8 protein-coding genes are annotated in these 14,244 nt (G+C 71.9%); 4 read left to right on the top strand and 4 right to left on the bottom strand.

Translation table 11 applies throughout. From position 1 onward, the window contains the following. The coding region (locus tag I0C86_RS22245) for a bifunctional 3'-5' exonuclease/DNA polymerase (protein ID WP_196203195.1) at window positions 1-1,423 on the top strand (1,423 nt) is incomplete at its 5' end. Between the two features lie 118 nt (window positions 1,424-1,541). Next, window positions 1,542-2,141 carry a nucleotidyltransferase family protein gene (locus tag I0C86_RS22240; protein WP_196203194.1) on the top strand — a complete coding sequence of 200 codons (600 nt, stop codon included), beginning with the start codon at window positions 1,542-1,544 and terminating at the stop codon, window positions 2,139-2,141. 58 nt (window positions 2,142-2,199) lie between these two features. On the opposite strand, the gene I0C86_RS22235 is transcribed toward I0C86_RS22240, so the two are convergent. The 4 genes from I0C86_RS22235 to I0C86_RS22215 form a co-directional block, all read right to left on the bottom strand. After that, entirely contained in the window at window positions 2,200-3,009 is an 810-nt protein-coding gene (locus I0C86_RS22235; RefSeq protein WP_196203193.1) for a metal-dependent hydrolase, read from the bottom strand. Between the two features lie 314 nt (window positions 3,010-3,323). Further along, a complete protein-coding gene (locus I0C86_RS43625) occupies window positions 3,324-5,300 on the bottom strand; it encodes a serine/threonine-protein kinase (RefSeq protein WP_323373784.1) in 1,977 nt (658 codons plus the stop codon). 175 nt (window positions 5,301-5,475) lie between these two features. Then, window positions 5,476-6,807: a glycosyltransferase family 4 protein gene (locus I0C86_RS22220; RefSeq protein WP_196203191.1), complete on the bottom strand. Its 1,332-nt coding sequence runs from the start codon at window positions 6,805-6,807 to the stop codon at window positions 5,476-5,478. Between the two features lie 147 nt (window positions 6,808-6,954). Next, complete coding sequence (locus tag I0C86_RS22215; RefSeq protein WP_196203190.1) at window positions 6,955-8,934, bottom strand: amylo-alpha-1,6-glucosidase; 1,980 nt, start codon at window positions 8,932-8,934, stop codon at window positions 6,955-6,957. 125 nt (window positions 8,935-9,059) lie between these two features. Between I0C86_RS22215 and I0C86_RS22210 the strand changes: the two genes are divergently transcribed. Beyond that, window positions 9,060-11,714 (top strand): MGH1-like glycoside hydrolase domain-containing protein, encoded by a 2,655-nt coding sequence (locus I0C86_RS22210; RefSeq protein WP_230394566.1) that lies wholly within the window; start codon window positions 9,060-9,062, stop codon window positions 11,712-11,714. Between the two features lie 229 nt (window positions 11,715-11,943). Further along, entirely contained in the window at window positions 11,944-14,238 is a 2,295-nt protein-coding gene (locus I0C86_RS22205; protein ID WP_196203189.1) for a S8 family peptidase, read from the top strand. Window positions 14,239-14,244 lie beyond the last annotated feature (6 nt).

Genomic DNA, 14,244 nt, shown 5'->3' with positions numbered 1-14,244 from the left:
GTGGGCCCGGCTGACGGGCACGCCGGTGCCGGCCGATCCGCTGCCCCGGGCCGCGGCGCCGCCCGGGGACGGCCAGGGCGCGCTCTTCGAGGTGGCGTCCGGGTCGCCGCCGCTCGGGCTCGACGCGCTGGTCCGGGTGTACGCCGACCAGCAGGCCCGGATCGCCGCGACCGAGCATCCGGGCCGGTTCCGGCTACTGGTCGCGGCCGAGTCGGCCGGTGCCCTGATCGCCGCCGAGATGGGTGCGACCGGGTTGCCGTGGCGGGCCGACGTACACGACGCGCTCCTGGTCGAGCTGCTCGGTGAGCCGTCGCCGATGGGTGGGCCGCCCCGCCGGCTCGCCGAGCTGTCCGGGCGGATCGCGGCGGCGTTCGGCGTACGTCAACTGCACGCCGAGTCGCCGGCCGAGCTGCTCCGTGCCTTCGCCCGGGCCGGATTCGACCTGCCGAACACCCGGGCCTGGGTGTTGCGGGGAGTGGACCATCCGGCGGTGCCACTGCTGCTCGAATACAAGGAGCTGTACCGGATCTGGACCGCGCACGGCTGGGCCTGGCGGGAGGCGTGGGTCCGGGGCGGCCGGTTCCGTCCGGAGTACGTACCGGGCGGGGTGGTCTCCGGCCGGTGGGCGACCCGGGGCGGTGGCGCGTTGCAGATCCCGAAGGTGGTGCGCCGGGCAGCTCGGGCCGATCCGGGCTGGCGGTTCGTGGTCGCCGACGCCGGCCAGTTGGAGCCCCGGGTGCTGGCGGCGGTCTCCGGTGACGCCCGGCTGGCCGCCGCGGGTGGCTCCGGTGACCTCTACGCCGCGTTGGCCCGGGACAGCTTCGGCGGCGACCGGGGTCGGGCCAAGCTGGCCCTGCTCGGCGCGATGTACGGGCAGACCGGTGGCGAGGCGATTCCCGCGCTGGCCGTGCTGCGGCGCAGCTATCCGACCGCCTTCGAGTACGTCGAGGCGGCGGCGCGGACCGGGGAGGGCGGTGGCCTGGTGCGTTCCTGGCTCGGGCGTACCTGTCCGCCGTCCTCGGTCTCGGTCCGGGACTCGGAGGAGGGCGAGGGTCCGGTCGTGGACTCGGCCGGCGGTGATCCGTTCGGCCCTCGGGCCCGGGCGGCCGCGCGGGCCCGGGGCCGGTTCACCCGCAACTTCGTCATCCAGGCCACGGCGGCGGAATGGGCGCTGACCCTGCTCGCCGGGCTGCGCAACGGGCTCGTCGGTCTGGGCGCCGGGCCCGCCGGGTCCGGCGGACCCGAACTGGTCTTCTTCCAGCACGACGAGGTGCTGGTGCACTGTCCGGCGGAGCTGGCCGACCAGGTGACCGTCCTGGTGGACCGGGCGGCGGCGCAGGCGGGACGGTTGTTGTTCGGCGACAGTCCGGTCCGGTTTCCGCTCGACGTCTCGGTGGTGGAGTGCTACGCCGATGCGGCATAACTCCAAATTAGTCCGTTTAGTGCCGATACCTGGTTGACATCTGCTCGTTGGGTCCGGTGTGCGTGCGGCGGGGCCGTACGACAGGCGGAAGGTGACGCAGCTGAGTCGGATCGCAGGAATGATCATCGCCGCGGGCGGGGGACGCCGGATCGGTGGCCCGGAGGCGTTGCTGCACCAGGGGGAGCGACCCCTGGTGAACCAGGTACTCGACACCATGCGCGAGGCGGGGTGCGGGCCGTTGGTCGTGGTGCTCGGCGCCGCTGCCGAGCAGGTCCGGACGACCGCCGACCTCTCCGGGACGATGGTGGTGGTGAACCGGTCCTGGGGCACCGGAATCGGATCATCGATCCGACTCGGCCTGGACGCCCTGCCCGATCCCCGGATCGAGGCGGTGGTGGTGGTCCCGGTGGACATGCCGGGTCTGACCACGGCGGCGGTCTGCCGGGTGGCGGCGCTGCCCTATCCCGAGGCACTGGTCTGCGCCACCTACGAGGGGTTGCGCGGCTACCCGATGCTGTTCGGCCGCCGGCACTGGGCCGGCATCGCCGCGCTGGCCAATGCCGACGTCGGTGCCCGGCCGTACCTGATGGCGCACAAGGACGAGATCGTCGACATCGCCTGTGACGCCGTGGCGGACGGCAGTCGGGCGAACACCCCCGAACTGCTCGCCGCCTGGGGACTGACCGTGCCGGTGCCGGCCCAGCGGGTCGCGGTCTGACCGGCCCGGCGGGCCGCGGTCTGACCGGTCCGGCGCGCGCGTACCGGCGGCGACCCGGTCAGACCTCGATGTTGAACCGGCGGAGCACCGACGGCGCCAGCAGGCCGGCCGTGGCGAGCACGGAGACCACGGTGAAGACGCCGCGCAGTACGATCGTCTCCACCTTGCCGCCCACCTTGACGGCGATCTTGTTCGGGATGCCGATCATCATCCACATCCGACGCTTGATCGGAATCGGCCAGAGGATCGGCACTCCGGCGCTGGTGATGATGTCGCCCATGATGTGGACGAAACAGCCGACGCCGACCGCCAGGCCCAGCATCGGGTAGCCCCGGTCGCCCGGCAGGTGCAGGAAGGTGAAGTAGGCCGCCGCCAGCGACACTATCGTGACGATCACCCAGCCGGCCCGCTTCGCCCACTCGTCGAACAGGCCCCGCAGGGCCAGTCCGATCATGAAGAAGAGGATGCCGATCACCGCCCACTTGCCGTACGCGGTGCAGAGGGCGGTGGTACCCCAGCCGACCAGCACGGTGAACGGCAGGGTGTGGGTCAGGGTGCGGTGGCCGTTGTTGCGGTGCGGGTCCTTGCTCAGCTTCGTGGCGTGGTAGACGCCGAGCGAGATCTTCTCCATCACCTCGGCGAAGAACAGCGACACGACGCCGAAGGTGCGGGCGACGGTGGCCCCACCCTGGTTACGGGTGACCTTGCCGGACATGTCGAGGTCGGGGAAGAGGGCCCCACCGGCGCAGACCGCCGTGCCGACCGCGATCGCCAGCGGAGACTGCTCGTAGCCGGCGAACTGGTTCAGCGCCCAGGATCCGGCCAACCAGACGGCAGCACCGGACAACGCATGGGATGGCCCCATCATTTTCGTACGTCCTTCCCCAGGAGCATCCACATGGCCCCGCCACTGTGCCAAACGCCGGATCGGCAGGCAATCACCGTTTGATCCACAGTGCTGTCCGGGTCGTTCCGGTACGGTCGGCACGGCCGGCACAGTGCCTCCGAGACCCACCGGTGAATCGCCTTCACATGCAGCTCAAAGCGGTGTCGGAGGTGGTCGTACAAGCGTTGGCAGCGGTGCGTACGCCGGCCGGGAAACCGGCGCTGGCCCGGCGCTCCCCGGCGTGTCGCCGCCAGCCCGTCCGGCCCCGCGACGTCCCCGGCGCGGAGGGAGTCGGCTCAGGCAGCCGGTCGGAAACTGGTCTGCAACATCCGCAGATAGCTCTGGTTGACCCCCCAGTCGAACTCCCGGGTCAACCAGGAAACCGTGTACGCCCGCCGGGAAGACGTGTTGATCAGCATCCGGACGGTGTGCACCCGGTCGCCGAGGGCATTGGTCCAGCGGCACTCCCAGGTCGCACCGCCGGCCCCGATGTCGAACGGTCCGATGGCGACCTGTTCGTAACCGGTCAGCGCACCGTGCCCGAGCAGCCGCCTCTCCTCCGCGTGCCAGTAGGCCTCGCCGTCCGTGGTCGTCGGGGTGGTCGGATCGACGCTCAACATTCGGGCGGTGCCGGCCACCGGCTCCCGGAAGCAGATGACCGGACCGTCGACGTACCGGCGCCAACCGATCGGAACGGCGATCCGGAAGCCGGACGGGTCGGTGTACCAGGTCCAGTTCTCGATCAGTCCGAAGCGCTCCTCCGGGGGATTCGGTGCGGCGGTCACCCTGCTGCTCTCTTCCGGCGGCGGAGCGCAGGGGAACGCGGCCGGCACCTGCACGGTCGGCCGGCGGGACCCGGCGACGTCGGACGGGGCCCCGTCGCCGCGTTGGTTCCACAGCACCAGCCCGGTGCCGACGCCGGTCAGCACGGCGAGCGTCCCGGCCAATGCCAACACCCACCGGGTACGCCGGCCGCGCCGACGCCCGCCGGTCCGATCCGCCCCCGCACCGTGCTGGTCGACTCCACCGTGCCGATCCGGTTCGTCCTGCTGGTCGGCCCCATCGTGCTGGTCGGCTCCACCGTGCGGGTCGGCTCCACCGTGCGGGTCGGCTCCACCGTGCGGGTCGGCTCCACCGTGCTGGTCGGCTCCACCGTGCTGGTCGGCCCCACCGTGCTGATCCGGCTCGTTCCGCTGGTCCGCGTTCCGGTGCCCGTCCGGATCGTCGTACCGCTGCGACTGAAGTGACTGGTTCGGCCGGAGCCGTTGGTTCGACTGGGGGCGCTGTTCGGGCTGGGGGCGTTGGTTGGGCGTACGACGCTGCTTCGGCTGGTGCCGCTGGTCCGGCTCCGCACCGCCCGGATCCCCGGGACCGGTCCGGTCGGCCTGCGGGATGACCGGCGATCGGCGGGCGAGGGTGCGGGCCAGGGTGAGCGGGTGTCGCCCGGACCGGGGCGGTGGCGGCTCGACGATCCGGCGCAGCAGCCGCTCGACCTCGTTGGCGGTCAACCGCTGCCGGGGATCCCGGCGGAGCAGCCCGTTCAGGACCGGCCGGAGCGGACCAGCCAGCCTGGTCGGATCCGGTGGTGCCACGGCGAGCGCGGTCAGCGTGGCCATCGTGGTCGGCCGGCGGTACGGCGACCGACCCTCCACGGCGGCGTACAGGGTGGCACCCAGCGACCACAGGTCCGACTCGGCGGTGGACGATCCGCTCGCGGCCCGCTCCGGGGAGACGTACTGCGGCGAGCCGAGGACGATGCCGTCCCGGGTCAACGCCCCGTCGCCGCCGTCCACCGTGGCCAGACCGAAGTCGGTGAGCACCACCCGGCCGTCCTCGGCGATCAGTACGTTGTGCGGCTTGACGTCCCGGTGCAGCACCCCGTTGCGGTGCGCGTCGCGCAGCGCGGCCAGCACAGCCAGACCGACCTCGGCGGTCCAGAGCGGGCTGAGCGGGCCGTCCGCGTCGAGCACCTGCTGCACGGAGCGGGACGGGACGTACTCCATCACGATCCAGGGGCAGTCGTCGGAGTGCACGACGTCGTAGATCCGTACCACGTTGGGGTGGTTCAGCCGGGCCGCTGTCCGGGCCTCCCGCAGGGTCCGGGCCCGCAGCTCGTGGCGCTCCTCCAGGGTCATCCAGGTCGGCGGGACGACCTGCTTGATCGCGACGGAGCGGTGCAGCATCTCGTCCCGGGCCAGCCAGACCCGCCCCATCCCGCCGCTGCCGACGGTTTCCAGCAACAGGTAACGATCCGCGATTCGTACCTGCTGCACCGGCGGTTCCCCCTTTGTTACCCGCCGTACACGATAGCGAGCGGACAGTGTCTTTCGCATCCTCCATCGCGGCGTAGGTACTGCTCCGTGCGCTGATCGGAAAGGATTTCACCGATGCCACCGGCCGAGGGGCCGGCGGCATCGGAGCGAGCGGTGTCGGGGCGTCGGCCGGACTTCAGCAGGCGGCGCCGTCGAGGGCGAGCAGGTTCCCCTCGGGTACGACGATCGGCGCCGGAACGCCGCCCGACGCACCACCCCCGAACCGGGTACGTCCGGCCGTGCCGGCGCCAGCCGCGCTGGCGTACACCGCCGCGGTGCGGGCGGCGATGCTCGCCCAGCCGTACCGCTCGGAGACCATGGTGCGGGCCCGGCGGGCGACCCGGCGCGCGAAGACCTCGTCGTCGAGCAGTGAGTCGACGGCACCGGCCAGCGCGTCCGGATCGCTGTGCGGGAACGTGACCCCGGTGACCCCGGCCTCGACGATCTCGGCGAGGCCGCCCGTCGCGGCGACCGCGAGCGGTGCCCCGGCGGCGGCCGCCTCCAGGGCGACCATCCCGAACGGCTCGTAGAGACTCGGCACCACCGTGGCGTCGGTGGCGGCGAGCAGCGCGGGCAACTGGCGTTCGGTCATGAACCCGGCGAACCTGACGCTGCGGTCCAGCCCGAGCCCCCGGGCCTGGTCCTGCAACTCCGACCGGTACGGCCCGTCCCCGGCGATCACCACCCGCAGTTCGGGATACCGCTCCCGCAGCCGTGGTACGGCGTGCACGAGGTGCTGCACACCCTTCTCGTAGACGAGCCGGCCGGCGAAGCCGACCAGCGGCCCGGACCCGGCGAACCGCTTGCGGGCGGCGGCGACCGCCCGGGGCTGCGCCGACCAGGCCCGGTCGTCGACGCCGTTGGGTACCACGTCGACGTGCCCGGCGGGCAGCCCGAACAGGGCCGCCACCTGGTCGCGCATGTAACCGGAGCAGGTGATGACCCGGTGCGAGGCGGAGCTGAGCCAGTGTTCGACCGAGTGGATGGTCCGGTTCATCTCGCCCGGCAGCCAGCCCTGGTGCCGGCCCGCCTCGGTGGCGTGGATCGTGGTCACCAGGGGGATGTCCAGGTGGTCGGCGAGGTTGATCGCGCTGTGCGCGACCAGCCAGTCGTGGGCGTGGATCACGTCGTACCGCTGGGTCCGGGTGGCGCGTAGGGCGGTCCGGGTGAGGGTGTGGTTGAAGGCCATGGTCCAGGCCAGCAGGCTCGGGGTGGCCAGCGGGAACCCGACCGGGTCCTCGGGGGCGCGCAGCACGTGCACCCCGTCGACGTACGCCTCCACCGGGACGCCCTCGGCGTGCCGGGTCACCACCGTGACCTGGTGTCCGGCGGTGGCGAGCGCGGTGGCCAGCGCGTGTACGTGCCGGCCGAGCCCGCCGACCAGCACCGGCGGGTACTCCCAGGAGAGGATCAGTACGCGTTGCGGGTGGGCCGCGGGGAAGTTGATGACCTCGGCGTTCGGTGACATGGCCCAGCCCCCTTTGAGTTGAGTTCCACGCAGCCGCGAACAGACACCTGGTACGGGTGCCTACGCGTCATCGGGTTGGGGCCAATACTGCCGTCAGTGGAAAAACCGGTGAAGACGTCGCCGTTGCGGGGATGTAACGCCGGTCGGTCAGCTTGGTCGTACCCGTAGAAGTTCCGCGACCGACCAGGCCTGGAATGGAGCTCCGGTGCCGTCGTGCGGTGCCACCGCGTCCGCCGTCTCGCTGACCGATCCGAGGCCGAACTCCGGCAGATGCGCCGTCAGCCCCGCGAAAAGCTCGTCGGTGGGCAGCCCGGCGCGGCGGCAGGCGTCCGCGTACGGGCCGATCAGCCAGGGCCAGACGGTGCCCTGGTGGTAGCCGGAGTCCCGCTCGGCCGGGCCGCCCCGGTGCCGTTCGACGTAGCCGGGGCTGCCCGGGGCGAGACTGCGCGGGCCGAGCGGGGTCAGCAGCGCCTCGGCGAGCCGGCGCACGGTCGCCGGATCCGGATCCAGCGGGCCGTGCGGCAGCGACCAGGCGAGGAGCTGGTTCGGCCGGAGGAGGTCGTCGTCGTGCCGGGCGGCGCCGCCGCGCGGATAGGCCGGCGGCGGGGCGTCGACCACGTCGTACAGCCAGCCGGCCGGGGACGGGAACCGGCGCCGGAACGCCGCGCGGGCCCGGTCCCGGGCGGCGGGCAGCGGACCGGCGTCCTGGCCGAGTAGTTCCGCCAACTCGGTGACCGCCGCCAGCCCGTTGATCCAGAGGGCGTTCACCTCGACCGGCTTGCCGGCCCGCTGGGTCACCGGCTCGCCGTCGACCCGGGCGTCCATCCAGGTCAGCGCCTCGCCGGCAGTGCCCTGGGTGAGCAGCCCGTCGGCCGGGTCCACTCCGATGCCGTACCGGGCGCCCCGGAAGGCCGACGGCTCGGCGGAGGTCGCGACCCGGGGGTCGGTACGGAGATGGCCGAGCAGCACCGCGCGCAGCGCCGGTAGCAGTTCGGCGGCGAGATCGGTGTCCTTGGCGACCGTCACGTGCCGGGCCACCGCGTGCAGGAACCACAGCGTGCCGTCCGTGGTGTTGTACTCCGGTTGGCCGGTGTCGGCGGTGTTGGCCAGCATCCCGTCCACCAGCGCCCCGGCGTACGCCCGGAGCAGGTCCCGGCCCTCGTCCGCCCGGCCGGTGCCCAGGAACAGCCCCTCGTAGGCGATCATCGTGTCCCGGGACCAGGCGCCGAACCACGGATAGCCGGCCACCACGTCCGGGCCGGCGGCGGTCCGGACCACGAACGCGTCGGCGGCCAGGGTCAGCGTCGCGGCCACCTCGTCCGCCGGCTTCGCCGCCGCCACCACCCGGCGGTTGCGCCGCCGGGCCGCCTCGATCAGGTCGTCGGCCGGTGGCGGCTCGTCCGCCAGGTCACCGGCCCAGGCGAGCACCGAGACGGTGTCGCCGGGCCGGTCGAGCGCGCCGGTGAACCGGCCCGCGTACCAGAGGTCCTCGTCCGGGGTCAGCCCCCGGGCCGCCTCCTCCCGGTGGTGGACGCCGTGCCACCACTGGCCCTCCGGTGTCCAGTCGGGTCCGGTCAGCCGGAACGCGTCCTCGACCACCGCACCGCCGGCCGCCGGCGCGACCCGGGGCGGTGGTCCCGCCGCTCGCCGCTCGCCGTGGCTGTCCCGCCAGGTGACCACCGCCGCGAGTCCGAGCCGGGCCGGGCCGCCGGAGACGAGCCGGTGCCGGACCGCCAGGCAGGACCGGCCGTACGCCAGCGCCAGCTCGCGCTCCAGCACCAGGTCGCCGATCCGCCACCGCCAGCGCGGTAGTCCGTCGACCAGGTCGAAGCGTTCCAGCAGCTCGTAGCCGCGCGGGTCGACGTCGCCGGACCGCCACTCGTGGGCGCCGAGCCGCACCACGGCGCCGGACGGCAGGATCAGTTCGGGGTCCAGGCTGACCAGCCCGAGCCGGCGGGCCGCCGGAGTTTCCCCCGCGACCACCAGCAGCCCGTGGTAGCGGCGGGTACGCAGCCCGCTCACGGTGCCCATCGCGTACCCGCCCAGGCCGTCCGGGACCAGCCATTCCCGGTCGACGGCGGACTCCAGGTGACCGCAGATCCGCGGCCCGAACTCGATCGGCAGCATGGCGCCCATGATGCCCCTTGAGGTGACGGGGCGCACACGGGCGGTGCGGACGTCCCAGGTTCCTGGCCGGGTATGACCGAACCGATAACAATGATCGGCAAGGATGACCGGGAAGGATCGGTCGGATGACGGGCAGGGATCGGATGGAGAACCGGCGGGACGCGGAGCGGACCCGGCTGGCCCAGGCGGATGCCGGGGAGGAGCCGTGGCGCGCCTGGGGCCCCTACCTGTCCGAGCGGGCCTGGGGAACGGTCCGGGAGGACTACAGCGAGCACGGCACGGCCTGGGACTACTTCCCGCACGACCACGCCCGTTCCCGGACCTACCGGTGGAACGAGGACGGGATGGCGGGGATCTGCGACGAGTGGCAGACCTTCTGCTTCGGGCTCGCCCTGTGGAACGGCGCCGACCCGATCCTGAAGGAACGGATGTTCGGGCTGGGCGGTGACGGCGGCAACCACGGCGAGGACGTCAAGGACTACTGGTGGTACCTGGACTCCACGCCCACCCACTCCTTCATGCGCTGGCGCTACCACTACCCGCAGGCCGCCTTCCCGTACGACGAGCTGGTCGCCGTCAACGGCGAACGCGGCCGGGACGAGACCGAGTACGAACTCGTCGACACCGGGGTCTTCGACGACGACCGGTACTGGGCGGTGACGGTCGACTACGCCAAGGCGTCACCGACCGACATGTGCGTACTGATCACCGTGGCGAACCGGGGTGACCAGGAGGCCCGACTGCACGTGCTGCCGACGCTCTGGTTCCGGAACACCTGGTCGTGGGGGTTGCCGGGGCGGGACCAGGTGCCGAGGTTGACCGGCTCGCCAGGCCGGCTGGTCGGCGAGCACTGGGTGCTCGGTCAACTCGTGCTCGAAGGCGACGGCGAGCCGACCACGCTGCTGTGCGACAACGAGACCAACACCGACCGGCTGTGGGGACTGCCGGGCCGGAGCGCGTACCCGAAGGACGGCATCAACGACCACGTGGTGAACGGCGCCGACACGGTCAACCCGGCGGGGGAGGGCACCAAGGGCGCGCTGCACTACGTCCTGGACGTGCCCGCGCGCGGCGAGGCCCGGATCCGGGTCCGGCTCAGCCGTACCTCTCCGCCGCCGGCCAACCAGCCCGCGCCCGAGTTGGATCTCGGCGCGGACTTCGAGGCCGTGCTGGCGGCCCGGCAGACCGAGGCGGACGAGTTCTTCGCCCGGCTGATCCCGGGCGGGGCGTCCCGGGAGGAGGCCCTGGTGGCCCGGCAGGCGATCGCCGGACTGATGTGGGGCAAGCAGTTCTACCACTTCGACGTGCAGCAGTGGCTGGACGGCGACCCCGCCGCCACCCCGCCGCCGGACGGGCACCGGTTCGGCCGGAACAGCTCCTGGCGGCACATGAACAGTTTCGACGTCATCTCCATGCCGGATCCCTGGGAGTATCCCTGGTACGCCGCCTGGGACCTGGCCTTCCACTGCGTGACCATCGCCCGGGTCGATCCCGGGTTCGCCAAGTCGCAACTGCTGCTGCTGCTCCGGGAGTGGTACCTGCACCCGAACGGGCAGATCCCGGCGTACGAGTGGGCGTTCGGCGACGTGAACCCGCCGGTGCACGCCTGGGCGGCGCTGAAGGTGTTCGAGATCGACGGCGGCCGGGACTTCGACTTCCTGGCCCGGATGATGCACAAGCTGCTGCTGAACTTCACCTGGTGGGTCAACCGCAAGGACATCGGCGGCAACAACGTCTTCGAGGGCGGCTTCCTCGGGCTGGACAACGTCGGCCCCTTCGACCGCTCCGCCGCGCTGCCGGTGGCCGGGGTGCTGGAGCAGTCCGACGGCACCGGCTGGATGGCCATGTACGCGCTCAACCTGCTCGACATGGCGCTGATCCTGGCGGTGCACGACCCGACGTACTCCGACATCGCGACGAAGTTCTTCGAGCATTTCGCGTACATCGCGGCAGCGGCCAACGAGGGGCTCTGGGAGGAGGAGGACTCGTTCTTCTACGACGTGCTGCGGCTGCCGGACGGGACCAGCACCCCGTTGAAGGTGCGCTCGGTGGTCGGCCTGCTGCCCCTGGCCGCGGTCACCCGGCTCACCACCGCGACGTTGAACCGGCTGCCCGAGCTGACCGCCCGGCTGCGCTGGTTCCTGTCCAACAAGCCGGAGTACGCCGGGGTGATCGGCGCCCGCCGGCTGGGCAGTGACGGGCGGCAGCAGCGGCTGCTCTCGATGGTCGGCCCGGATCAGGTGGTCCGGCTGCTGGCCCGGATGCTGGACGAGGAGGAGTTCCTGTCTCCGTACGGGCTGCGTACGTTGTCCCGGCGGCACCTGGAGGAGCCGTTCACTGTGGAGTTGGGCGGGCAGGAGTTCACGGTCGGCTACGAGCCGGCGGAGTCGACCTCCGGTCTGTTCGGCGGCAACTCCAACTGGCGCGGTCCGATCTGGATGCCCACCAACTTCATGCTGATCTCCGCGCTGCGCGACCACGCCGCGTTCTTCGGCGACGACCTGCTGGTGGAATATCCCACCCGCTCGGGCACCAAGCACACCCTCACCGAGATCGCCGACGACCTCTCCGCCCGGCTGATCTCGATGTTCGTTCCCGACGCCTGGGGCCGGCGGCCGATCTACGGCATCTGCGAACTCTTCCAGACCCATCCGGACTGGAAGGACCTGATCGCCTTCCCCGAGTACTTCCACGGTGACAACGGCGCCGGCCTCGGCGCCTGGCACCAGACGGGCTGGACCGCCCTGGTCGCCGACCTCATCCTCACGCTCCGCCGGTAAGGAAGGGCCCCTTCTTATCGCTTTTTGTCGATAAGGGGTCCCTTCTTAACACCTATCGCACGGTAAGTGACCCAGCGCACAGGGACCGGATGCCGACTGACCTGCTGTCGGTTACTGTCCGCCAGTGACTCGGTACTCCTCGTAGTGTCCCCGTAGTCGATCTCCGAAGTGACGTCGCGGCACCGCCGCGCGGGCCCCCGGGCATCGGCAGGAGGGGAGAAGGATGGGGATGAGGATTCCCAGTAGGTTCCAGCACCGGTGGACGGCGGTACCGCTCGCGATCGGGCTGGTGGCCGCGCTGACCGCGACCCTGGCACCCACGGCACCGGCGTCCGCAGCACCGGCGTCGGAAGCACCGGCGTCCGCAGCACCGGCACCGGCCAAGGAGACGATCCGGCACCTCGGTGGGCCCACCGCGGTCGCGGACAGCTATCTCGTGGTCTTCAAGGACGCGTCGGTCGGCGCCGCCTCGGTGACCGCCCGGGCGGACACCCTCGCCGGCCGGGTAGGTGCCCGGATCGCGCGAACCTACCGGTACGCGTTGCGCGGCTTCGAGTTGTCCGGCGACGTCGAGGCGGCCCGGCGGATCGCGACCGACCCATCGGTGGCGTACGTCGAGCAGAACCACCGAGTACGGATCTCCGGTACCCAGACGCCGACCCCGTCCTGGGGGCTGGACCGGATCGACCGGCGCCCGCTGACGCTGGACAACAGCTACACGTACCCGAACACCGGCGCCGGGGTCCGGGTGTACATCGTCGACACCGGCATCCGGTTCAGCCACAGCACCTTCGGCGGCCGGGCGGTCTCCGGGTTCGACGCGATCGACGGCGGACCCGCGGACGACTGCCACGGGCACGGCACCCACGTCGCCGGCACTGCGGGCGGAAGCATCCACGGGGTCGCCAAGGCCGTGACGCTGGTCGGCGTACGGGTGCTCGACTGCGCCGGCAGCGGCACGTTCGCCCAGGTGATCGCCGGTATCGACTGGGTCACCGGCGACCACGATCCCGGCGAGCGTGCCGTGGCGAACATGAGTCTCGGCGGAGCGGCCTCGGCGGCCATGGACACGGCGGTGGCGAACTCCATCGCCGACGGGGTCAGCTACGCCGTAGCGGCCGGCAACGAGGACTCCGACGCCTGCGGTAGCTCGCCGGCCAGCACCCCCGCCGCGATCACCGTCGCGGCGACCGGGGGCGCCCAGGGCGGCCCCGGCCGCAGTGATGCCCGGGGCTCCTTCTCCAACTACGGCCGCTGCGTCGACATCTTCGCCCCCGGCGTGGCGATCACCTCGTCGACGATTACCAGCGACACCTCCAGCGAGTCGTGGGACGGCACCTCGATGGCGAGCCCGCACGTGGCCGGTGCCGCCGCGCTCGTACTGGCGCAGAACCCGACCTTCACCCCGCTCCAGGTACGCAACCACCTGGTCGGCAACGGCACCACCGGACTCGTCACCAACCCGGGCACCGGTTCGCCGAACGTCCTGCTCTACGTCGCCGACGCCAGGCCGCCGGCGCACGACTTCGCCATCTCGGTCGCTCCGGCGACCGGTTCGGCCCCGCCCGGCGGTGCGGTGAGCACGACGGTCTCCACCCGGATCACGGCCGGCTCGGCCCAGACCGTCACCCTGACCGCCACCGGCCTACCGACCGGGGTCACCGCCACGTTCAGCCCGGCGGCGCTTCCCGCCGGTCGGTCGTCGGTCCTCACGTTCCGGGTCGCGGCGTCGACCCCGCCCGGTACCTACCCGGTGACGGTCAACGGCACCAGCCGGTACGCCAGCCACGTCGTGAGGTACACCCTGACCGTCCTGAACCCGCCGGGCTGCGTGGGGACGAACGGTACCGACGTCGAGATTCCGGATCTGTCCACTGTCGAAAGCGCGGTGGCGGTCTCGGGTTGTCCGGGCAGGGCGTCGGCGTCGAGCCTGGTCCGGCTGCGGATCGTGCACACGTTCCGCTCCGACCTGGTGGTGAGCCTGGTGGCGCCGGACGGCAGCGCGTACGTGCTGCACAACCAGACGGGTGGCGGCGAGGACAACATCGAGCGCAGCTATCCGGTGAACCTGTCGACCGAGGTGGGGAACGGTAGGTGGCGACTGCGGGTACAGGACGCGGCGGGCTGGGACGTCGGGTTCATCGACACCTGGACGGTCCACCTCGGCGGCAACGGTCCGACGATCTGCTCCGGTGCCAACGGCACCGACCTGACCATTCCCGACCCGGGGACGGCGCAGAGCACGATCACGCTCGCCGGCTGCTCGGGCGTCGCGTCGGTGACCAGCCAGGTCGCCGTGACGATCCCGCACGGTTACGTCGGTGACCTGGTGCTGCGCCTGGTCGCGCCGGACGGCAGTTCCTATCTGCTGCGCGACCGTGTCGGTGACTTCGAAGGCGTCATCGACCAGGTCTTCGTGGTGAATCTGTCGCGGGAGGTCCGCAACGGCACCTGGCGGCTGCGGGTGCAGGACACGGCGACCGGTGGCACCGGTTACCTGGACGCCTGGTCGCTCGTCCTCTGACGTGTT

It is taken from the genome of Plantactinospora alkalitolerans (assembly GCF_015690345.1).
Taxonomy (GTDB): Bacteria; Actinomycetota; Actinomycetes; order Mycobacteriales; family Micromonosporaceae; genus Plantactinospora; species Plantactinospora alkalitolerans.
The sequence above is the reverse complement of the archived record's forward strand: the minus strand, read 5'-3'. Positions and strand labels throughout refer to the sequence as shown.

Bases quoted from the DNA above. Each gene is read 5' to 3' on its own strand.
- I0C86_RS22215 (WP_196203190.1), bottom strand. From the start codon at position 8,934: ATGCTGCCGATCGAGTTCGGGCCGCGGATCTGCGGTCACCTGGAGTCC.
- I0C86_RS22235 (WP_196203193.1), bottom strand. From the start codon at position 3,009: ATGATGGGGCCATCCCATGCGTTGTCCGGTGCTGCCGTCTGGTTGGCC.
- I0C86_RS22210 (WP_230394566.1), top strand. From the start codon at position 9,060: ATGACGGGCAGGGATCGGATGGAGAACCGGCGGGACGCGGAGCGGACC.
- I0C86_RS22205 (WP_196203189.1), top strand. From the start codon at position 11,944: ATGAGGATTCCCAGTAGGTTCCAGCACCGGTGGACGGCGGTACCGCTC.
- I0C86_RS22240 (WP_196203194.1), top strand. From the start codon at position 1,542: ATGATCATCGCCGCGGGCGGGGGACGCCGGATCGGTGGCCCGGAGGCG.
- I0C86_RS22220 (WP_196203191.1), bottom strand. From the start codon at position 6,807: ATGTCACCGAACGCCGAGGTCATCAACTTCCCCGCGGCCCACCCGCAA.